The following is a 20,626-nucleotide window of genomic DNA, read 5'->3' on the forward strand; positions in this document are numbered from 1 at the left end:
GGATCCGGGGCGACAAGAATCCAAGGCGGCGCGGCTCCACGGCCGTTCACGCGTGTTCCGCGTTCGGCCCTTGTTCATTATGACCCGGCGGAGGGCCCTCGGGCCTCCCCTCGGAGGATGATCTTGGAGCCCGTGCGACGCCCTACGGTGGTGGCCGACCCCATTCGGCGGTCGATCCCCTTGTCCCACGACACCACGGAGCGATGCCCCATGCCCTCGCCCACCCCTGACTCCCCCGTCGAGCTCACCGTCGAGCGCGGCGACCTGACGCTGGCCGTACGCGACCACGGCGGCACCGGCACCCCCCTGCTGCTGCTCCACGGAGCCTCCCGCACCCTCGCCGACTGGTCGGTCGCCGCGGCCGACCTCGCCACCGACCACCGCGTCGTCTCGATGGACCTGCGCGCCCACGGCCGCTCCGGCCCCGGCGACCCGCCCTGGACGTTCCCCGCCGTGGTGGAGGACGTCGAGGCCGTGCTGGACGCCTGCGGCATCCCCGAGGCCATACCGGTCGGCCACTCCCTCGGCGGCATGGTCGCCGCGCTGTACGCGGAGGCCCACCCGCGCACCCCCGCCGCCGTCAACCTCGACGGCGTCGGCCAGGGCCGCCCCGAGCAGTACGTGGGCCTCGACCGGGAGACCGTGCTCGAGGGTCTGGCCCGCGCCCGCCGGTTCTCCGAGGCCGCGATGGGCAGGACCTTTCCGCCGGAGGCGCTGGAGACCACCGTGCTCGCCCAGCAGGCGGCGATGGCGAAGGCGCTGGGCATCGCGCCCGAGGTGCTCGACGAGGGCGTCCGGCGCGCGCTCGGCGAGACCCCGGACGGGCAGCTGTATCTGCGGCCGGAGCGGCAGCGCGCCCTCGACATGCTCGACCGGATGAACGAGGTGGACCTCTTCCCCGTCTACCGCCGCCTCGACCGCCCGGTGCTGGTCGTCCGGGCGGGCCGGCTGGTGGCGCAGGGCGGCGAGCTGGCGTGGTTCGACGAGCTGATGGCCGCGTACGTCAAGGGGCTCGACCGCGACCTGGGCGAGCTGGCCGCCGCGCACCCGCACCTCACCGTGCGGACGCTGGACGCGTCGCACGCGATGCTCCTGGAGTGCCCGCGGGAGGTCGCCGGGCTGGTGCGCTCCTTCACCTCGGCGGTGCGCTCGCGCTCGTGAGGGACTCCTCGAGGGGCTCGAGGGTCGCCTCGATGCTGCTCGCCCGTGGCCACCGCGGGTCCTGCCCGGCCAGGCGGGCGTACACCCGCTGCCAGGCCGCGTCCGGGTCGTCGCTGCCGTCGAGGTGGGTGGCGACCAGCCCGGCGACCCGCTCGGCGGCGGCCCTGGCCGGGGCCGGGGCGTCGGCGCGGCGGAGGGCGCTGCCGAGGTAGCCGAGGATCCGGTCGGCGGGGGCCGCGAGGGCGACCAGGTCATCGACGGTCAGCAGGCCGTCGGCCAGCAGCCGGTCGGCGCGCGGGGTGATGGCCCGCCAGTCGGCGGCGCCGAGGCCGTGCCGGGCCATGCCGCGGGCGATCTCGGCGTCCCGGGCGGGGCGCCGGCGGCGGCTGCCGCGCCGGTCGCCGAGGATCGCGTCGGCGTGGCGCGCGGCGACGGCGGACGGGGTCGCGGCATGGCCGACCACCGCCGGCCAGAAGGCGAACGGCTCGCGGGCGTGCTCGGCCTCCAGCTCCTCCCAGTCGATGTCCGGGAAGAGGGCGACGAGCCGGTCGGTGTCGGCGAAGCCCAAGGTGGTGCGGACCTTGCGCAGCCGGCCCGCCAGCTTCTTCGTCGTCAGCTCGCGCCGCGCCCGCTCCTCCAGCGTGGCGAGGGGGTCGGCGGAGGCGAGGGCCTGCCGGCACATCCTGGTGACGGCCGGGCCCACCCGGCCGGTGGCCAGCAGCGCGGACAGGCCCCCGGGGCCGCCGCACCGCAGCGTGTTCAGGCAGCCGACGAGCTGCTCGGCGGTCTTGAACCGCCCGTGGTCGTGGGCGAACGCGGCCCCGATCAGCTCCGGTTCGGCCGCGTGCAGCAGGTCGGGATACGCGTTGCCCGGGATGCGCGACACGTACGGGGCGAGCGGCACCGAGCCGTCCAGCACCTGCCGGGCCTCCTCCGGGCCGAGGGAGAAGTGCGGGGCGAGCAGGCCGAGGTGGACCTCGGGGTCGCCGTGGGCGCGCAGGGCGCGATGGGTGGGCGGGTCGAGATCCCGCCACTCCGCCAGCATCACCAGCGCCTCGCGGTCGCCGCGCCCGATCAGATGCTCGACGACGGCCCGGGGCGCGGGCTTCCGCTGGGCGACCACGTACAGCGCGAGCAGCCATCCGGTGTGGTCGGGCAGCAGCGGCAGGAGGGCGTCCAGGACCTTGGCGTCGGGGGCCCGCCGCAGCACCTCCCCGGCCGGCCAGGTCCACTCGCGCCAACTCAGCAGCTTCTCCCGGTCGCGGCCGGTGACCTTGCCGTACGGGACGATCCGCGCCGGGTCGGGAAGGGTGCCGGCGGCGCGCGCCAGCAGGTCGGGCCAGGTGGCGTCGCGGTCGGCGCCGGGGAGGGTGCGCACCTCCTCCACGGCGGTCGCGAGCCGCAGCCAGGCGTCCGTGTCGGCGCCGAGCGCGCCGGCCAGGAAGGTGCGCAGCGTCCGCTCCAGCCCGTGCATGGCCGGGGACGCGGACCGGTGCTCCACCGGCATGGTGTACCGGGCGGGGATGGCGGCGAGCAGGTCCGGGCCGGTGATCGTGCCCGCGAGCCAGGCCGTGTCCAGCTCGCCGCGGAGCGTTTCGTTGACGCCCAGCTTGTCGCTCCAGACGTGGTCCTCGCGGAGCCGCTTGAGCGCCCGGTGGGGGTCTGGCTCCGGCGCCGGCCGCAGCGGGTCGGCGATCCCCCGGCCGTCCCAGGCCGCCCAGGCGTCGCGCACCCATGCGGGGAACCGGGCGCCGGGCCAGAAGGTGACGTGCGTGGCGGCCAGGAGGCGCAGCACGCCTTCGTCGGCGGGCGGCGGAGGGGCGCCCCGGGAGAGCCCGCGCAGGGTGTCGATCGCGGCCAGTGCCGAACGCCGTGCCATCAGTGCCCCCGTGGTGCCCCGTCATACCGCTTGTGTGCCGGGGACGATTCCACCACGGGGCACTGACAGCCGGGCCGTTACCCCGGCGCGGGGGCGGATCGGCGCGAGGGTGCGTCAGCGCAGGGGAACCGCCTGGGTGTCGGCGGCGTCCGTACGGGCGTCCCGCAGCCGGACCGCGTCCCCGATGCCCGCCTCGCGCAGCTCGACCTTGCGGACCTTGCCGCTGACGGTCCTCGGGAAGGCCTCCATGATGCGCAGATAGCGGGGCACCTTGTAGTGCGCGAGGCGGCCCCGGCAGAAGCGGGCCAGCTCGTCACGGCTGAGCGACCTGGCGCCCTCCCGCAGGATGACGCAGGCCAGGATCTCCTCGCCGTACTTCTCGTCCGGCACGCCGACGACCTGCACATCGGCGATCTTCGGATGGGTGTACAGGAACTCCTCGATCTCCCGCGGGTACACGTTCTCCCCGCCCCGGACGATCACGTCCTTCATCCGGCCGACGATCCGGACGTAGCCGTCCTCGTCCATCACCGCGAGGTCGCCGGTGTGCATCCAGCGCCCGGCGTCGATCACCTCGGCGGTCCGCTCGGGCTCCTCCCAGTAGCCGAGCATCACCGAGTAGCCGCGGGTGCACAGCTCGCCGCGGGTGCCGCGGGGCACCGTCACGCCGGTCACCGGGTCCACGACCTTGATCTCGATGTGCGGCAGCACCCGGCCGACCGTGCCGGTGCGGTGGCGCAGGTCGTCGTCGCGGCGGGTCTGGATGGACACCGGCGAGAGCTCGGTCATGCCGTAGAAGGCCGACACCTCGGCCATGTGCATCTCGTCCACCACGCGCCGCATGACCTCCGGCGGGCAGGTGGCCCCGGCGATGATCCCGGTGCGCAGGGAGGAGAGGTCGTACGCGTCGAAGTCGGGCAGCCCGAGTTCGGCGATGAACATCGTCGGGACGCCGTACAGCGAGGTGCAGCGCTCCTGCTCGACGGCGCGCAGCGTGGCGGCCGGGTCGAAGGTGGGGGCGGGGATGACGATGCAGGCGCCGTGACTGGTGGCGCCCAGGTTGCCGGTCACCATGCCGAAGCAGTGGGAGAAGGGGACCGGCAGGCAGACCCGGTCCTGGGGGGTGTAGCCGAGCGTCTCCCCGACGGAGTAACCGTTGTTGAGGATGTTGTGGTGGGAGAGCGTGGCGCCCTTGGGGAGGCCGGTCGTGCCGGAGGTGTACTGGATGTTGACCGGGTCGTCGCAGGACAGCCGGGCCTCGCGCTCGAGCAGCCGCTCGCGTGACACATCGGCGCCCGCGCGGATCAGCCCGTCCCAGGTGCGGTCGCCGATGTAGATGACGTCGCGCAGGGCGGGACACTCGGAGCGCACCTGTTCGACCATGCGGCGGTAGTCGCTGGTCCTGTGCTCGGTGGAGGAGATCAGGACGGAGATGCCGGCCCGCCGGAGCCTGAGCTTCAGCTCGTGGACCCGGTAGGCGGGGTTGATGTTGACCATGATGGCGCCGATGCGGGCGGTGGCGTACTGCACCAGCACCCACTCGGCGCAGTTGACCGCCCAGATCCCGACCCGGTCGCCCTTGCCGACGCCCTTGGCCATCAGCCCGAGCGCGACCTCCTCGACGGCCCGGCCGAACTCGGTGTAGGTCCAGCGGCGGCCGCTGGGGATGTCGACAAGAGCCTCGCGCTCCCCGAACCGCTCGATGGCGCGGGCCAGGTTGGCGCCGATGGTGTCGCCGAGCAGCGGGACCTCGCCGGCCCCGCTCGCGTACGCCAGGGCGGGCGCCGGCGCGGCGGCCCCGGCGGAGGCGGCGGTCCCGGTCGAACCGGTGGCCCGGGTCGAAGCGGAGGGGTCTGTGGGGGCGGCGGTGTCAGCCGGGTCCTGCGGGCCGGATGAGCCCGATGGGCCTGAGGGGTCGGCCGGGCGGTCCGTCATGAGTACTCCTCGTGATCGCGTGGTGAGTGCGGGTCGGTCATGAGGTCTCCTCATGAAACTCGACACCATCGCCGCGCAGGGTGCGCTCGCGTAGCTCTATACGGCGGATTTTGCCGGAGACGGTCTTGGGAAGTTCCGCGAATTCCAGTCGACGAACACGCTTGTAGGGGGCAAGGACCGCCCGGGAGTGGGCGAACAGGACCTTGGCCGTCTCCGGCCCCGGCTCCCACCCCTCGGCCAGCACGACATACGCCTTCGGCACGGCCAGCCGCAGCGGGTCGGGCGCCGGGACCACGGCCGCCTCGGCGACCGCCTCGTGCTCCAGAAGGGCGCTCTCCAGCTCGAACGGGGAGATCTTGTAGTCGGAGGCCTTGAAGACGTCGTCGGCGCGGCCGACGTAGGTGATGTAGCCGTCCGCGTCGCGCGCTCCGATGTCGCCGGTGCGGTAGTAGCCGCCCGCCGTCACCTCGGCGGTGCGCTCCTCGTCGCCCTCGTACCCCGTCATCAGGCCGACCGGGCGGCCCGAGGGGCCCGACAGGTCGAGGCAGATCTCGCCCTCGTCGCCCGGCTGCCCGGTGACCGGGTCCAGCAGGGTGACCGCGAAGCCGGGGCTCGGGCGGCCCATCGAGCCGGTCTTGAGCGGCTGCCCCGGGGTGTTGGCGACCTGGACGGAGGTCTCGGTCTGGCCGAAGCCGTCCCTGATGGTCACCCCCCAGGCGCGCCGCACATGCTCGATGACCTCCGGGTTCAGCGGCTCACCGGCCGCCACCGCCTCCCGGGGCGGGGTGTGCAGCTGGGTCAGGTCGGCCTGGATGAGCATCCGCCACACGGTCGGCGGAGCGCAGAAGGTGGTCACCGCGCAGCGGTCCATCTCGGCCATGAGGCGGGCGGCGTCGAAGCGCGTGTAGTTGTACACGAACACGGTCGCCTCGGCGTTCCAGGGGGCGAAGAGGTTGGACCAGGCGTGCTTCGCCCAGCCCGGGGAGGAGATGTTGAGGTGCACGTCGCCCGGGATCAGCCCGATCCAGTACATCGTCGACAGATGGCCGATGGGGTACGTGGTGTGGGTGTGCTGGACCAGTTTGGGGCGGGCGGTGGTGCCCGAGGTGAAGTAGAGCATCAGGGGGTCGTCGGCCAGGGTCGGGCCGTCCGGCACGAAGACCGGGTCCGGTGCACCGGGCGCCTCCGTGCCGAGGCCGGTGCCCGCGTCCTCGTAGGCCAGCCAGCCCTCCGGGGCGCCGCCCACCGCGATGCGCGTGTAGTCCCCCGGCACCTCGGCGAACTTGGCCGCGTCCCCGGCCCGCACGATCACATGCGCGGCCCGGCCGCGCTCCACCCGGTCGGCGAGGTCCAGCGGACCCAGCAGCGGGGTGGCGGGGATGACGACGGCCCGCAGCTTCATGGCCGCCAGCGCCGTCTCCCACAGCTCGGCCTGGTTGCCGAGCATGACCACGATGCGGTCCCCCGCCCGCACCCCCTGGGCGCGCAGCCAGAGCGCGGCCCGGTCGGAGCGGCGGCGCATCTCCTCGAAGCTGATCCGCGTCTCGAGGCCGTCTTCCTCGACGATGTGCAGGGCGGTACGGTCGTTCCCCCGCGCGATCCGGTCGAACCAGTCCAGTGCCCAGTTGAACTCGGCGGGACGCGGCCATCTGAAACCCTCGTACGCCGCTGTGTAGTCGTCGCGATGCGCCAGGAGGAAGTCCCGGGCTGCCCGGAAACCCTGGGTCCGGCCGTTTGCTGTCACATCTCCTCCTGATTGCCGTGCTGCTCGCTAGCATCGTGCGACGGGTGATCTGGGTCTCACCACCCCCGGACGGGGGTGGTGGCATTTCGGGGAGGTGGCCGTGGCGGAATCGGACCGGGCGGTGGATGTGCGGACGGCCCTGCTGCGGATGCGGCGGCGCGGCGGGCTGCCCGTCGCGTTCGGCGGGCTGTTCTCCGGCGCGCGGCAGTTCCGCATCTCCGAGCTGACCGGCACCACCACGAACTCCCTGCGCGGGCTCGCCATCACCCCCGGCAACGGCCTGGGCGGCAAGGTGATCACCATGTCCCGGCCGATCTCGGTGTCCGACTACCCGACCTCGCGGGCGATCAGCCACGAGTACGACGCGGCGGTCGGCGCCGAGGGCCTGCGCTCGATACTGGCGGTGCCGGTGGTGGTGCGCGGCCGGGTGCGCGGGGTGCTGTACGGGGCGCTGCGCCAGCCGATCGCCCTCGGCGACCGGGCGCTGAACGCGGCGATGGAGGCGGCCCGCGAGCTGGAGCAGTCGCTGGCGGTGCAGGACGAGTCGCAGCGGCTGCTGACCGTGGCGCAGCAGCCGCCCGAGGCGGATCCGGCGCTGTGGGAAGAGGTGCGCGAGGCGCACGGCGACCTGCGGGCGCTGGCCCAGCAGGTCGCCGATCCACAGCTGCGGGAGCGGATCCTCAGCGCCTGCGGGCGGCTGGCCAGGGCCTCCGCCGGCGGCGCGGGGGACGCGCCGGCCCGGCCGGGGGTGGAGCTGTCGCCGCGCGAGGTGGACGTGCTGGCGTGCGTGGCGTCGGGGGCCACGAACTCGGCGGCCGCGGACCGGCTGGGGCTGCGGCCGGAGACGGTGAAGAGCTATCTGCGCTCGTCCATGCGGAAGTTGGGGGCGCACACCCGGCTGCACGCGGTGGTGGAGGCGCGGCGGGCGGGGCTGCTGCCGTAGCCACTCGGCGGGGGGTGACGCGGCGGGGCGGGGCGGGGCGCGACGGGGTGGGGTGGATGTAGTGCGGGGCTGCTGCCGTAGCCCCGCGCAGGGGCGTGGCGGGGCGCGGCTCCCGGCGACCCGGGCGGGTCCCGGACATTTGGGGTGTATATCCTGCCTTGAGGTCAGTGCGCCCGCGGTGTGCCCGGCTGCCCGCCCCCCGCGCCTGCTACTCGTGAGGATCCCTCCATGTCAGAGCATCGTTCCCGGTCCCCGCGCACCCCGCGGAAGCCCTCCTGGCTGCGTCCCGCCCCGGGCCGTGGCGGCTCAGGCGCGCCCCGGCCCGGGGCGGGCCCGGCCGAGCCGCCGGGCGCCGAGCCGCGCGACGCCGCCCCGGGCGCCCGGGTGGCGGCGGAGGACGAGCGCAGCGTGGTCGACGCCGCGGTCTACCGGGACGGGCGCCGGGTCGGCACGCCCGGCACGCTGGCCGCCACCTACCGCCGGCTGCGCGAGGAGCCGGGGGCCATGGCCTGGATCGGACTGCTGCGGCCCAGCGAGGCGGAGCTGCTCTCGCTCGCGGACGAGTTCGACCTGCACAAGCTGGCCATCGAGGACGCGATGGAGGCCCACCAGCGGCCCAAGCTGGAGCGCTACGGCGACACGCTGTTCGTGGTGCTGCGCGCGGCCCGCTACCTCGACGCGCCCGAGGAGGTCGACTTCGGCGAGCTGCACGTCTTCGTCGGCCCCGATTTCGTGATCACGGTCCGGCACGGCGCCGCCCCCGACCTGTCCGCGGTGCGCCGCCGCATGGAGGCCACGCCCGAGCTGCTGGCGCTCGGCCCGGAGGCGGTGCTGTACGCGATCCTGGACTCGGTGGTGGACGGGTACGCCCCGGTGGTCGCGGGCGTGCAGAACGACATCGACGAGATCGAGACCGAGGTGTTCCGCGGCGACCCCGAGGTGTCCCGCCGCATCTACGAACTCTCCCGCGAGATGGTGGAGTTCCAGCGCGCGACCCGCCCGCTGGTGGGGATGTTGCACGGGCTGATGGCCGGGTTCGACAAGTACGGCACCGACGAGGAGCTGCAGCGCTATCTGCGCGATGTGGCCGACCACGTCACCCACACCAGCGAGCGCGTGGACGGCTTCCGCTCGGCCCTGACCGACATCCTCGCGGTCAACGCCACCCTGGTCACCCAGCAGCAGAACGCGGAGATGCGGGCGCTGGCCGAGGCGGGCTTCGAGCAGAACGAGGAGGTCAAGAAGATCTCCGCCTGGGCGGCCATCCTCTTCGCCCCCACGCTGGTCGGCACCATCTACGGGATGAACTTCACCCACATGCCGGAGCTGCACTGGGTCTTCGGCTACCCCTTCGCGATCCTGCTGATGGCCGTGGTCTGCGTGAGCCTGTACGTGGTGTTCAAGCGGCGCGACTGGCTCTGACCGCCGGCGCCCGAATGGTGGGGGGTACGGCACGACGGCCAGCGCCGCTTGGCACACTATTTTGATCAGATCCGATCGGCCCGGATCAGAACAGGCCCGGATCTGATCATTCGGCCACCGGGTCGAACCGCACCTCCCGCTCCCCCGCCTCGGGGTCGGTCACCGCGAGCAGCCGCGTGCCCTCGGCCTCCAGGGCCTCCCGGTCGGCGGCGCCCAGCCGTGTGAACGGGGTCACGCGCAGCACCGCCGCGCCGCGGGCGCGCTCGGTCTTCCATATCCCGGCGACGAAGCCGTCCACCAGGATGGTGCCGCGCACGACGCCGTTGTCGCCCATCACCCGCCGCCGGTAGCCGTCGGCGAGGATGCGGGCCCGGTCGGCGTGCGAGAGCAGCAGGTTGTCGAAGTCGGCGACCAGGCGGGCCGGGACGGGGGTCTCGGGGTCGGGGAGCGACGCGTCCGCCGGGTCGTACAGCACGCGCCCGCTCTCGTCCCGGTACCTCCGCAGGCGGGGCCCCAGCCGCTCGACCACCTCGCGCAGCCCGGTCAGCCCGCACCACTTCTGCATGTCCGCGACGGCGGCGGGCCCGAAGGCGGCGAGATAGCGCAGCACCATCGCGTCCGGGGAGGGGTCGGCGTCCATCGGCCGGCCCAGCCAGTCCTCGACGGTCGCGTACCGGGGCCCGCCGCTCTTCCCCCACAGCCCGCGCGGCGGCACCTGCACCAGCGGCGCCCACAGCCGCACCGCGTCGACCAGCGCGCCGGGATCCGCGTCCGGCCACCGGGGGCCGAGCTCGGCGCGCAGCTCGGCCGGGCCGAGCGCGCCGTCCGCGAGCAGCTCGCGGACGGTCTTCACCAGCTCCTCCCGCGCCGCGCCGGGCAGCAGGCGGGCGAAGGGGGTGCCGCGGAACTGCTTGTCGAGCATGGGCTGGACGAGCGGCCGCAGCCGCAGCGCGTCGGCCGCGGTGACGAGGTGCACGGTGCCGCGCATCAGCACCAACCGGACGACCTCCCGCTCGCGTGTCAGCCGGGACAGCTCCTCGAAGTCGAAGCCCTCCAGGCGCGTCCACAGGCCGATGTACGGGGCCCCGGGCGCCTGGGACTGCATGCCGACCAGCCGCTCGATCACCTCGGGCGCGCTGAGGGACGGGGAGCGGTCCAGCAGCAGTTGGCGCTGGAGCAGGGCCCGGTTGAGGGCTCGCGGGCCGAGCACGTCGTTCGTCATGCCGCTCACAGTAGGTCGCCTTGCGGTCAGCTTCTGTCCTCAGCCGCCCCTCTCCCTTCCCTCCCTCCCTTCCCTCCCTTCGCCCCCGGAGCCGCGCCGGGCGGCACGGGAGGGCACAACTGGCTTTTTCCCGGCGCGCGTTGTGCTTCGATGCCCTCCGGCGACTCACACCACAGCGACGGGAGACGACGCATGGACCGGCGAGGGTTTCTCAGAGGCGCGGCCGCGGTGTCCGCGGCGGGGCTGTTCTCCACCGCGGGCCGGGCGGCCACGGCCACCGCGGCACCGAGGGTGCTCACCACCCAGGACTGGCTGTCGGGCATCGCGGACGCCACCCCCGTCCAGCGGCTGACGCTGCCGGGCACCCATGACTCCGGCGCCCGCTACGGCGGCCCCTGGACGGAGTGCCAGAACACCACCATCGCCGACCAGCTGAACAGCGGCATACGCTTCCTCGACATCCGCTGCCGCGCCTTCGAGGGCGCCTTCCCCATCCACCACGGCGCCTTCTACCAGCACCTCAACTTCGACGACGTCCTCACCGCCTGCCGCTCCTTCCTGACCGCGCACCCCTCCGAGACCGTGCTCATGCGCGTCAAGCAGGAGTACTCCGAGGAGAGCGCCGCGGAGTTCCGCCGCATCTTCGACACCTACCTGGACGGCAAGGGCTGGCGACCGCTGTTCCGCCTCGACGCCACGCTCCCGACCCTGGGCGAGGCCCGCGGCAGGGTCGTCCTGCTCGCCGACTCCGACAACATGCCGGGGGTGCGGTACGCCGACGCGCGGCTCTTCGACATCCAGGACGACTACATGGCGGAGCCGTTCGGCAAGTGGCCGAAGATCCAGGCCCAGTTCCGCAAGGCCGCCACCCAGCCCGGCAAGCTGTTCCTCAACTACGTCTCGACCGCCGCCCTGCTCCCGCCCCGCTCCAACGCGGACCGGCTGAACCCGCAGGTCAAGAGCTTCCTGCAGAGCTCCGAGGCCAGCGGCTGGACCGGTCTGGGCGTGGTGCCGATGGACTTCCCGAACACCGTGTCCGGGCTCGTCGACACCCTCATCCGGCACAACCCGGCGGCCTGACCCGGCCCACCGCGCACCCGCACCCGCACCCGCACCCGCACCCGCACCCGCCAAGAATGCGGGTGCGGTCTGCGGTCGCTCATCTCCGGCGGAGATAACCATTATCGACGACCATCGCCACGGCTGCGGAAGAACGGGACCCGCCGCGCGCTTGATGCCAGGTGAAAGCAGCAAGAAAGACGCTCGATCCACCAGGCATCCCCCGAGCCGGCCCCCGGCTCGCTCCCCGAAGAAGGTCCCGTGTCCCAGTCAACCGCTCTGCGCACATCACCGCGCGCCGCCGACGGCCGCCTGGCTCCCCATGGCGTACCGGGCTGGCTGATCGCGCTGCTGGCCGTCGCCTCCGGCATGACGGTCGCCAACCTGTACTACGCGCAGCCCCTGCTGTCGTCCCTGCGTGACGTCTTCCACATCAGCACCGCCACCGCGGGCGCCCTGATCACCCTCACCCAGGTCGGCTATGTGATCGGCATGCTCTTCCTGGTCCCGCTCGGCGACCGGCTGGAGAAGCGCGGGCTGATCACCGCGCTGCTGACCATCACCACCCTCTCCCTGGTGGCGGCCGGGCTGGCGACCAGCTTCCCCATGCTGCTGGCCGCCTCGCTGATCAGCGGCGCCACCTCCGTGGTGGCCCAGATCCTCGTGCCGTTCGCCGCGAGCCTGGCCCCCGACCACGCCCGCGGGCGGATCGTGGGGCGGGTGATGAGCGGTCTGCTCACCGGGATCCTGCTGTCCCGCACCGTCAGCAGCCTGGTGTCCGACATCGCGGGCTGGCGCGTCGTCTACCTGGGCTCCGCCGTGCTGATGGCCGCCCTGGCCCTGGCCCTGCGGGCGGCGCTGCCCCAGCACGCGCCCACCACCTCCGTGCCGTACCACCACGTGCTGCGCTCCACCGTCGCGCTGGTGCGCACCCACCCGGCGCTGCTGCGCCGGGGCCTGTACCAGGCCGCGATGTTCGGCGCGTTCAGCGCCTTCTGGACCACCGTCTCGTACGTCCTCACCGGGCCGCACTTCCACTACTCCCCCGTGGGCGTCGGCGTCTTCGCCCTCGTCGGAGCCGCCGGGGCGGCCGTCGCCCCGCTCGCCGGCCACTGGGCCGACCGCGAGCTCGTCCGCCCCATGACCGGCGTCGCCTTCGCCGTCGCCGCGGTGGCCTTCGCCGTCGCGGGCTTCGGTCAGCACAGCGTGGTGCTGCTGGCGCTCGCCGCCGTCCTCGTCGACATGGCCGTGCAGACCACCCTCATCCTCGGGCAGCACACCATCTACCAGCTCGACCCCAACGCCCGGGCCCGGCTCAACTCGGCCTTCATCGCCACCTTCTTCATCGGCGGCGCGCTCGGCTCGCAGCTCGGCTCGCTCGCCTACCGCGCCGGCGGCTGGAGCACGGTCACCGTCCTCGGCGCGGCCCTGCCGCTCCTCGCCCTCCTGTACTGGACCACCGAGCGCCGCGGCGCCGGCCGGCGCCCGGCCCGTACGTCCGACTGACGCGTGCCGGGTGAGCCGCGCCGGGTGAGGCGCGCCGGGTGAGGCGCGCCGGGTGAGGCGCGCCGGGTGAGGCGCGCCGGGTGAGGCGCGCCGGGTGAGGCGCGCCGGGTGACACCGGGAATCGCCGGGTTGACATGGTCAACCCGGCGATTTAGCTTTGCTTGCAAATATTATTTACTTTCAAAGCTATCACCTGGGGTTGGTGTCATGCCGCATCTGACCGTTCACGTCCTCGAGAGCGACCTCGCCGGCCGGGAGACCGACCTGATCGAAGCCCTGACCGACGCGGTGGTCGCGGTCTACGGGGAGTGGGCGCGGGACATCGTGGACGTGCGCCTGATCGGTCTGCCGGCGGGCCGCTGGGGCATCGGCGGCAAGCCGGCGGAGGCGCCGGCGCCGAGCGTGACGTTCGGCATCAAAGAGGCCGCCTTCAGCCGACCGGACGCGGAGGAGATCGTGGCCCGGCTGATCTCCGAGGTCACGGACGCGGTGGTCGCCGTGTTCGGCGAACGCGTCCGTTCCGGTGTGAGCGTGGAACTGGTGGGCACGCCGGCGGGCCGCAGCGGCATCGGTGGCGTGCTGGTCGCGCCCGCGGCGTCCTGACGTACGGTCACAGCGAGGGGCGGGCGAAGCGGACCAGTTCCAGGGCCTGTTCGGGGAACCACTGGCCCGCCTCCGGGTCGACCGTCCCGCGCTCCGGGTCCCGGGGGCCCGCCGTGCCGCGCAGGCACTGACCGTCCGACTCGCCCGGGGTCTTCACCCACAGCGCGGCGTCGTGCAGCGGATCGCCCGTCCTGGTGGTGGGACGGATCCCCAGGCCGCGGCCGGGAGGGTTGCACCAGGGCTGGGGGTCGGCGTGGCTGCCGGCCCGGGGCGTCCACGGACCGCGGCCGTTGCGGCTGGTGTCGGTGACGAAGTGCTTCATCTCCTCCGGCTCGTCGAGCACATGGATCTCCAGCCACCGCTCGGCGCGCAGCCGCGGCCACCGCTGGTCGGGGCAGTCCATGATGTCGCCGCCGTCGGCCACGTAGGCCAGGCAGGAGGAGATGAGCCGGCCGTACCAGGCGTTGTCCTCGTCGGTCTGGTAGTGGGAGACATTGATCGCGAAGCCGGTCGCGTGGTCCACGCCCGCGTGGAGCAGGCGGCCCACGATGCCGGTGACGGAGTGCCAGCCCGCGTGTCCGGCGTCCAGGTAGACCTTGGCACCGGGCAGCGGTTCGAGGGTGTCGACCGCGTAGTGGATCTCCGCGTAGCGGGCGGCGGTACGGGCCCTCAGCTCGGCGGGGGTGGGCGCGGGCCGAACCGTGGGCTGGGCGGGCTGGGCGGGTCGCGCGGGTTGCGTGGGCTTCACGGTGCCGTCGGCCGCGGGCCGGCCCATGTGCGGGTCGGCGTGCTGCCCGGCGGGTTGCTCGGCGTGCTGCTCGGCGGGTTGGCCGGCGTGCTGCCCGGCGGGTTGGCCGGCGGGGCGGCCGCCCGGCGAGTCGGTGACGGTGTTGTCCGTGCCGGTACCGGTGTCGGCGCCGACGTCGGCCCGCGCGCCCCCGGGGCCCCCGGCCCGCACGTCCGCGGGCAGGCCCGTGCCGACCGGCGGGGCCGCTTGTGCCGCGAGCCGCGCCTCGGCCTCCGCTCGGGCCTGCGCTTCGGCGTGTGCCAGCGCGCCGCCGAGCACCCCGGCCCCGCCCGCGAACAGCTCGCTGTCGAGGACATCGCCGTCCACATCGCCCTCGACACCCCCGTCGACACCGCCGTCGAGTCCCTCGCCGGCCCCCGCCGCGCCCTCCCGCTCCCCCGGGAATTCGTCCCGGGCCTCCTCGTGGTGCCCGCCGGCCGCGCCGCCCGCGCGGTCGCAGTCGGAGGGCAGCAGGGCGAGTGAGTCGGGCTCCAGGACGATGAGGGCCCGGCGGTTGCCGATGCCCCGGGCGACGGCGTCGATCCACGCCCGGTACTCCGCGGTGCCCTTCGCGCCGCCCGCCGAGTAGTTGCCGCAGTCGCGGCCGGGGGCGTTGTAGAGCGCGAGGACCGGGACCCGGCCCCGCCGGGCGGCGCGCCGGGTGGTCGCGCGGACCAGTTGCTCGACCTCCTCCGGGGTCTCGTCCCCGTACCAGACCGCGTGGGGCGTGCGGAGCATCGCGAGTACCCCGGCGGCCGCGCCGCGGTCGCCGTGCCGGGCCAGCCGGGTCACCTGACGGTAGGGGGCCGTCCCGGCCGGCGGGGTGTAGAGGCGGTTCAAGGCCTCGGCCCGGGGCTCCCGGGGCACTGCCGCGTACACGGCGGCGGCGCTGGACAAGGGCAGCGCGATCGCGGCCAGAACGGCCATCGGCTTGGTGGGGATCGTCCGTCTTCTACGCACGTGCGCACTCCTCGAGCGGCGGTTTCGGGGTCGATTTCTGAGGCTCAATCAGAAACCGGAGCCCCGCAACGCGTACGTCCGCCGGGTGGCCGAACCGCTCCCCCACCAACGGGTGGCGTTCCGTCAGGCGACCGAGCCGATCGGGCCGGCCGGCCCCGGGCCCAGGGGCGCGGGAACGTCGTGGTGGATGGGGGTCCGCGCCCCCGTCAGGGGCGTGCCGCTGCCGCCCCGCCGGGTGGCGACGATCTCGCTCGCGATGGACAGGGCCGTCTCCTCCGGGGTGCGGGCGCCGAGGTCCAGGCCGATCGGGGAGCGCAGCCGCGCCAGTTCCCGGTCGCCGAGCCCGGCCTCGCGCAGCCGCCGCAGCCGGTCCTCGTGGGTGCGGCGCGAGCCCATCGCGCCGACGTAGGCGAGCGGCCGCCGCAGCGCCCGCTCCAGCAGCGGGATGTCGAACTTCGCGTCGTGGGTGAGCACGCACAGGACCGTACGGGCGTCGGCCTCGGTGGCGTCCAGGTAGCGGTGCGGCCACTCGACGACGACCTCGTCCGCCTCCGGGAAGCGCCGGGCGGTCGCGAAGACGGGCCGGGCGTCGCACACCGTCACGTGGTAGCCGAGGAACTTCCCGATCCGCACCAGCGCGCCCGCGAAGTCGACCGCGCCGAAGACGATCATCCGGGGTGGGGGCACGGCGGACTCGACGAGGAGGGTGAGCGGCTCGCCGCAGCGGCCGCCGTCCGCGCCGACCGTGACGGTGGCGGTCCGCCCGGCCTCCAGAAGCGCATGGGCCTCGTCCGCCGCCGTCCGGTCCAGGGCCGGGCCGAGGCTCCCTTCGTACGAGCCGTCGGGGCGCAGCAGCAGCGCGCGGCCCAGCAGCCCGGCCGGCCCCTCCACGATCCGCACGAGCGCCGCCGGGTGGCCGTGGGCGGCGGCGGACAGCGCGGCGGCGAGGGCGGGGCGCGGCCCGGTGTCGGCGGCGGGCACCGGGGTGACCAGGATGTCGATGATCCCGCCGCAGGTCAGGCCCACGGCGAAGGCGTCCTCGTCGGAGTAGCCGAAGCTCTCCCGCACGGCCCGCCCGGTGCGCAGCGCGTCCTGGCACAGGTCGTAGACCGCGCCCTCCACACACCCGCCGGACACGCTGCCGACCGCCGTCCCCGCGGCGTCCACGGCCAGCGCGGCGCCCGGCTGCCGGGGCGCGCTGCCGCCGACGGACACGACCGTGGCGACGGCGAAGTCGCGCCCCTCCTCGCACCAGCGGTGCAGCTCGGCAGCGATGTCCAGCATGGTGCTCAGCTCCTTGGTCGCCGGAGGGGGCGGGCGGACGCACGGGCCGGCGGGCGGGCCCTCTTGTGCCCCTCGTGCCCCTTGCACCCGTCGCGCCATTTTGTGCCACCTCTACCCACAACCGTCACGTGCCTGTCAGGTGTTCCGGCCGGACGGGGACGCGCCCCAGCCGCAGGCCGGTCGCCGCCCGGATCGCGGCGACCACGGCCGGGGTCGAGGAGAGCGTCGGGGCCTCGCCGACCCCGCGCAGCCCGTACGGAGCGTGGTCGTCGGCCAGCTCCAGCACGTCCACGGGGATGCTCGGCGTGTCGAGGATGGTGGGGATCAGATAGTCGGTGAAGGACGGGTTGCGCACCAGCGCCCCGCCGGAGACCTGGATCTCCTCCATGACCGCGAGCCCGAGCCCCTGGGTCGTACCGCCCTGGATCTGGCCGACGACGGACAGCGGGTTGAGCGCCTTGCCGACGTCCTGGGCCGCCGCGAGTTCGACCACCTTGACCAGGCCGAGTTCGGTGTCCACGTCCACGACGGCCCGGTGGGCGCAGAAGGAGTACTGGACGTGGCCGAACCCCTGCCCGGTCTCGGGGTGGAAGGGCTCGGTCGGGCGGTGCCGGAACTCCCGCTCGATGTCGATCGCGTCCCCGCCGAGGATCTCGGCGAGGTCGCCGATCACCTCGCCCGCCCCGGTGACCACCTTGCCGCCCTCCAGCAGCAGCCCCGCGTCGCCCGCCCAGCCGGGGTGCCGGTGGCCGAACCGCTCCCGCCCGCGCCGGAACACCTCCTCGCGGACCGCCTCGCAGGTGTGCTTGATCGCGCCGCCGGTCATATACGTCTGGCGGGAGGCGGAGGTGGAGCCCGCCGAGCCGACCCGGGTGTCGGCCGGGTGGATCACGACCTGGGTGACGCCCAGCTCGGTGCGGGCGATCTGGGCGTGTACGGTCACCCCGCCCTGGCCCACCTCGGCCATGGCGGTGTGCACCAGGGCGACCGGCTCCGCGCCCAGCACTTCGAGCCGCACCCGGGCGGTGGAGTAGTCGTCGAAGCCCTCGGAGAAGCCGACGTTCTTGATGCCGACCGCGTAGCCGACGCCGCGCACCACGCCCTCGCCGTGGCTGGTGTTGGACAGCCCGCCGGGCAGCCCCCGTACGTCCACGGAGCCCCCGGCGTCCGCCCAGGGGCGCTCGGGCGGCAGCGGGCGCTCCTTGACCCGGCGCAGCAGTTCGGCGACCGGGGCCGGGGAGTCGACGCGCTGGCCGGTCGGCATGACCGTGCCCTGGGACATGGCGTTGCGCTGCCGGAACTCCACCGGGTCCAGGCCCAGCTCCGCCGCCACCGCGTCCATCTGCGCCTCGTAGGCGAAGCAGGCCTGTACGGCGCCGAAGCCGCGCATGGCGCCGCAGGGCGGGTTGTTGGAGTACAGCGCGAGCGCCTCGATGTCGACGTTGTCCACGGCGTACGGGCCGATGGACAGCGAGGCGGCGTTGCCGACGACCGCCGGGGAGGAGGAGGCGTACGCGCCGCCGTCGAGGACGATGCGGCACCGGACGTACAGCAGCTTGCCGTCGCGGGTCGCGCCGTGCTCGTAGGCGAGCTTGGCGGGGTGGCGGTGGACATGGCCGAAGAAGGACTCGTACCGGTTGTAGACGATCTTGACGGGCCGGCCGGTGCGCAGCGCCAGCAGGCACGCGTGGGCCTGCATGGACAGGTCCTCGCGGGCGCCGAAGGCCCCGCCGACGCCGGACAGGGTCAGCCGGACCTTGTCGGCGGGCAGGCCCAGGACCGGGGCGAGCTGGTCGCGGTCCACGTGCAGCCACTGGGTGGCGATGTAGAGGTCGACGCCGCCGTCCTCGGCGGGCACGGCGAGACCGGACTCCGGGCCCAGGAAGGCCTGGTCCTGCATGCCGACCTCGTAGTCCCGGCGCACCACCACCTCGGCGCGGGCCTCGGCGGCGGCGACGTCGCCGCGCCTGATGGGCTGGCGGTGGACGATGTTGGGGTGCGGGACGCCGCCGGCGTGGCGGTCGGCGCGGCCGGGGTGGAGCACGGGCGCATCCGGCGCGGTGGCCGTGGCCTCGTCGGTGACCAGCGGCAGCTCGGCGTACTCGACCTTGATCCGGGCGGCGGCGCGGCGCGCGGTCTCGGGGTGGTCGGCGGCGACGATCGCGACGGCCTCGCCGTGGTAGCGGACCCGGCCGGCGGCGAGCACGGGCTGGTCGCGGATCTCCAGGCCGTAGTGGGTCTCGGCGGGGAGGTCGGCGTACGTCATGACGGTGTGCACGCCGGGCATGGCCAGCGCCTCGCCGACGTCGATGGAGCGGATCTCGGCGTGGGCGTGCGGGCTGCGGAGGGTGAAGCCCCACAGCATGTCCTCGTGCCACAGGTCGGAGGAGTACGCGAACTCGCCGGTGGCCTTGAGGGTGCCGTCGGGGCGTGGCGTGGACTCGCCGATGGTGCCCTTGGCGGTGGCGCCCTGGCGCAGCTTAGTGGCGGTTCGGGCGGGAGCGCGGCTGGAGGTGGAGGTGGTGCGGTCGGTGTCCGTGGTCATCGCCTGGCCTCCGCGCCGCGCGCGGCGGCCAGGCGCACCGCGTCGAGGATCTTCTCGTAGCCGGTGCAGCGGCACAGGTTGCCGGAGAGCGCCTCGCGGATGTCGGCGTCGGAGGGGTCGGGTTCGCGCTCCAGCAGTTCGTCGGCGGCGACGAGCAGTCCGGGGGTGCAGAAGCCGCACTGGATGGCGCCCGCGTCGATGAAGGCCTGCTGGACGGGGGCGAGCGGGGGCGGCTGGACGGGTGGCTGCGCGGGTGTCCCGTCGCCCGCCGCCCGCTCGCTCCGGGCCCCGGCCGCCGCCCCCTCGCTCCGGGCCCGCGCGTACTCCGCCAGGCCCTCCACCGTGACCACCTCGCGGCCCTCGGCCTGACCGGCCGCCACCAGGCAGGCGCACACCGGCACCCCGTCGAGCCGGACCGTGCAGGAGCCGCATTCTCCCTGCTCGCAGGCGTTCTTGGAGCCCGGCAGGCCCAGTCGCTCGCGCAGCACGTACAGCAGCGACTCGCCCTCCCACACCTCGTCGGCCTGGTGCCGCCGCCCGTTGACCGTGAACGTCACGCGCACTGTGCGCCTCCTCCGGTGATGGCCCCGCCCTCGCGGAACGCCTCCCAGGTCCAGCCGAGCGTGCGGCGGGCCATGACGGACACCGCGTGGCGGCGGTACGCCGCGCTGCCGCGCACATCGTCGATCGGGTCGCAGGCGGCGGCGCACAGCTCGGCGAACCGCCCGGCGATCGACGGGGTGACGGCCCGGCCGCCGTCCCAGTGGCCGCCCTCGGCGAGGGCGGCGTTCAGGAAGTCCTCGGCCGCGCGCGCCCGGACCGGGGTGGGCGCGGCCGACCCGATGCCCGTCCGCACCGTACGGGTGTCCGGATGCAGGGCGATCGCGAACGCGCAGACGGCGATGACCATGGCGTTGCGCGTGCCGACCTTGGAGAACTGCTGCGGTCCGGTGGCCTTGCGGATGTGGATCGCCCTGATCAGCTCGTCGTCCGCCAGGGCGTTGCGCTTCACGCCGGTGTAGAACTCCTCGACCGGGATCAGGCGGCTGCCGCGCACCGACGCCACCTCCACCTCGGCCCCGGCGGCGAGCAGCGCGGGGTGCGCGTCACCGGCCGGGGAGGCGGCGCCGAGGTTGCCGCCGACGCTGCCCCGGTTGCGGATCTGCGGCGAGCCGACGGTGCGCGCGGCGAGCGCCAGCCCCGGCAGTTCGCCGGGCAGCCGCTCGACGATCCGCGTGTACGGCACGCAGGCACCCAGCCGCACGGTCTCCGGGCCGGTCTCCCAGGTGTGCAGCTCGGGGATGCGGCCGAGGTCGAGCAGGTGATCGGGGCGCCGCCGGTCGAAGTTGAGCTCGACCATGACATCGGTCCCGCCCGCGAGCGGCACGGCGGTGGGGTGCGCGGCCTTCGCGGCGAGCGCTTCGTCCCACCTGGCGGGGCGCAGGAACTCCATGGGCGTCCCTTCTCTCCGGGGTCTGTCCCCCAGCACTCTGCGCTTCGGCTCTCCCGCCGGGCACGCGGCTTGCCGCCAGTAGACCGAGGCATGGGCCACCTGGGGCAGTCACCGAAGACATGA

The 20,626-nt window shown here is 74.2% G+C and carries 14 protein-coding genes and 2 pseudogenes; 6 read left to right on the forward strand and 10 right to left on the reverse strand.

Annotation, left to right across the window (positions count from 1 at the left end):
* Positions 1–210 precede the first annotated feature (210 nt).
* On the forward strand, positions 211–1,161 hold the full coding sequence (locus ABFY07_RS26515; RefSeq protein ID WP_346176890.1) for an alpha/beta fold hydrolase: 951 nt from the start codon (positions 211–213) through the stop codon (positions 1,159–1,161).
* Here ABFY07_RS26515 and ABFY07_RS26520 read toward each other — a convergent pair.
* From ABFY07_RS26520 to ABFY07_RS26530, 3 genes are all read right to left on the reverse strand, one after another.
* Positions 1,133–3,040: a hypothetical protein gene (locus tag ABFY07_RS26520; protein ID WP_346176891.1), complete on the reverse strand. Its 1,908-nt coding sequence runs from the start codon at positions 3,038–3,040 to the stop codon at positions 1,133–1,135. The genes ABFY07_RS26515 and ABFY07_RS26520 overlap by 29 nt on opposite strands.
* Positions 3,041–3,154: 114 nt before the next feature.
* Complete coding sequence (locus ABFY07_RS26525) at positions 3,155–4,975, reverse strand: AMP-binding protein (RefSeq protein WP_346176892.1); 1,821 nt, start codon at positions 4,973–4,975, stop codon at positions 3,155–3,157.
* A 37-nt stretch (positions 4,976–5,012) separates the two neighbouring features.
* Entirely contained in the window at positions 5,013–6,719 is a 1,707-nt protein-coding gene (locus ABFY07_RS26530; RefSeq protein ID WP_346176893.1) for an AMP-binding protein, read from the reverse strand.
* Between the two features lie 100 nt (positions 6,720–6,819).
* Here ABFY07_RS26530 and ABFY07_RS26535 point away from each other — a divergent pair, with 100 nt between their 5' ends.
* Both ABFY07_RS26535 and ABFY07_RS26540 read left to right on the forward strand, forming a co-directional pair.
* Positions 6,820–7,662 (forward strand): helix-turn-helix transcriptional regulator, encoded by an 843-nt coding sequence (locus tag ABFY07_RS26535; RefSeq protein ID WP_428837010.1) that lies wholly within the window; start codon positions 6,820–6,822, stop codon positions 7,660–7,662.
* 228 nt (positions 7,663–7,890) lie between these two features.
* Positions 7,891–9,084 carry a magnesium and cobalt transport protein CorA gene (locus ABFY07_RS26540; protein ID WP_346176894.1) on the forward strand — a complete coding sequence of 398 codons (1,194 nt, stop codon included), beginning with the start codon at positions 7,891–7,893 and terminating at the stop codon, positions 9,082–9,084.
* Positions 9,085–9,190: 106 nt separating this feature from the next.
* On the opposite strand, the gene ABFY07_RS26545 is transcribed toward ABFY07_RS26540, so the two are convergent.
* Positions 9,191–10,306: a winged helix DNA-binding domain-containing protein gene (locus tag ABFY07_RS26545; RefSeq protein WP_346176895.1), complete on the reverse strand. Its 1,116-nt coding sequence runs from the start codon at positions 10,304–10,306 to the stop codon at positions 9,191–9,193.
* Between the two features lie 192 nt (positions 10,307–10,498).
* Between ABFY07_RS26545 and ABFY07_RS26550 the strand changes: the two genes are divergently transcribed.
* The 3 genes from ABFY07_RS26550 to ABFY07_RS26560 all read left to right on the forward strand — a co-directional run bounded on the left by ABFY07_RS26550 (position 10,499) and on the right by ABFY07_RS26560 (position 13,474).
* The gene (locus ABFY07_RS26550) at positions 10,499–11,386 is read left to right on the forward strand and encodes a phosphatidylinositol-specific phospholipase C (RefSeq protein WP_346176896.1); all 888 of its coding nucleotides are present in this window, start codon (positions 10,499–10,501) and stop codon (positions 11,384–11,386) included.
* Positions 11,387–11,644: 258 nt separating this feature from the next.
* Positions 11,645–12,871 (forward strand): MFS transporter, encoded by a 1,227-nt coding sequence (locus ABFY07_RS26555; RefSeq protein ID WP_428837013.1) that lies wholly within the window; start codon positions 11,645–11,647, stop codon positions 12,869–12,871.
* A gap of 207 nt (positions 12,872–13,078) precedes the next feature.
* The gene (locus ABFY07_RS26560) at positions 13,079–13,474 is read left to right on the forward strand and encodes a tautomerase family protein (protein ID WP_065965633.1); all 396 of its coding nucleotides are present in this window, start codon (positions 13,079–13,081) and stop codon (positions 13,472–13,474) included.
* Positions 13,475–13,481: 7 nt separating this feature from the next.
* Here the strand turns inward: ABFY07_RS26560 and ABFY07_RS26565 are convergent.
* The 6 genes and pseudogenes from ABFY07_RS26565 to ABFY07_RS26590 all read right to left on the reverse strand — a co-directional run.
* Positions 13,482–14,138 (reverse strand): annotated as a pseudogene (locus ABFY07_RS26565) (glycoside hydrolase family 6 protein); the annotation flags it as partial.
* A 588-nt stretch (positions 14,139–14,726) separates the two neighbouring features.
* Positions 14,727–15,188 (reverse strand): annotated as a pseudogene (locus ABFY07_RS26570) (glycoside hydrolase family 6 protein); the annotation flags it as partial.
* 156 nt (positions 15,189–15,344) lie between these two features.
* Positions 15,345–16,505 carry an XdhC family protein gene (locus ABFY07_RS26575; RefSeq protein WP_346176898.1) on the reverse strand — a complete coding sequence of 387 codons (1,161 nt, stop codon included), beginning with the start codon at positions 16,503–16,505 and terminating at the stop codon, positions 15,345–15,347.
* A gap of 124 nt (positions 16,506–16,629) precedes the next feature.
* On the reverse strand, positions 16,630–19,050 hold the full coding sequence (gene pucD, locus ABFY07_RS26580; RefSeq protein WP_346176899.1) for a xanthine dehydrogenase subunit D: 2,421 nt from the start codon (positions 19,048–19,050) through the stop codon (positions 16,630–16,632).
* The gene (locus ABFY07_RS26585; RefSeq protein WP_346176900.1) at positions 19,047–19,613 is read right to left on the reverse strand and encodes a (2Fe-2S)-binding protein; all 567 of its coding nucleotides are present in this window, start codon (positions 19,611–19,613) and stop codon (positions 19,047–19,049) included. The genes pucD and ABFY07_RS26585 overlap by 4 nt, the downstream gene beginning before the upstream one ends.
* On the reverse strand, positions 19,604–20,503 hold the full coding sequence (locus ABFY07_RS26590; RefSeq protein WP_346176901.1) for an FAD binding domain-containing protein: 900 nt from the start codon (positions 20,501–20,503) through the stop codon (positions 19,604–19,606). Before ABFY07_RS26590 ends, ABFY07_RS26585 begins: the two co-directional genes overlap by 10 nt.
* Positions 20,504–20,626: the final 123 nt, after the last annotated feature.

The sequence above is a fragment of the Streptomyces sparsogenes subsp. cuspidosporus genome (assembly GCF_039532705.1).
Taxonomy (GTDB): Bacteria; Actinomycetota; Actinomycetes; order Streptomycetales; family Streptomycetaceae; genus Streptomyces; species Streptomyces sparsogenes.

What these genes read in the sequence shown, in the direction of transcription:
- pucD (WP_346176899.1), bottom strand. Translation starts at nt 19,050, where the DNA reads ATGACCACGGACACCGACCGCACCACCTCCACCTCCAGCCGCGCTCCC.
- ABFY07_RS26560 (WP_065965633.1), top strand. Translation starts at nt 13,079, where the DNA reads ATGCCGCATCTGACCGTTCACGTCCTCGAGAGCGACCTCGCCGGCCGG.
- ABFY07_RS26550 (WP_346176896.1), top strand. Translation starts at nt 10,499, where the DNA reads ATGGACCGGCGAGGGTTTCTCAGAGGCGCGGCCGCGGTGTCCGCGGCG.
- ABFY07_RS26575 (WP_346176898.1), bottom strand. Translation starts at nt 16,505, where the DNA reads ATGCTGGACATCGCTGCCGAGCTGCACCGCTGGTGCGAGGAGGGGCGC.
- ABFY07_RS26515 (WP_346176890.1), top strand. Translation starts at nt 211, where the DNA reads ATGCCCTCGCCCACCCCTGACTCCCCCGTCGAGCTCACCGTCGAGCGC.
- ABFY07_RS26540 (WP_346176894.1), top strand. Translation starts at nt 7,891, where the DNA reads ATGTCAGAGCATCGTTCCCGGTCCCCGCGCACCCCGCGGAAGCCCTCC.
- ABFY07_RS26590 (WP_346176901.1), bottom strand. Translation starts at nt 20,503, where the DNA reads ATGGAGTTCCTGCGCCCCGCCAGGTGGGACGAAGCGCTCGCCGCGAAG.
- ABFY07_RS26520 (WP_346176891.1), bottom strand. Translation starts at nt 3,040, where the DNA reads ATGGCACGGCGTTCGGCACTGGCCGCGATCGACACCCTGCGCGGGCTC.
- ABFY07_RS26545 (WP_346176895.1), bottom strand. Translation starts at nt 10,306, where the DNA reads ATGACGAACGACGTGCTCGGCCCGCGAGCCCTCAACCGGGCCCTGCTC.
- ABFY07_RS26525 (WP_346176892.1), bottom strand. Translation starts at nt 4,975, where the DNA reads ATGACGGACCGCCCGGCCGACCCCTCAGGCCCATCGGGCTCATCCGGC.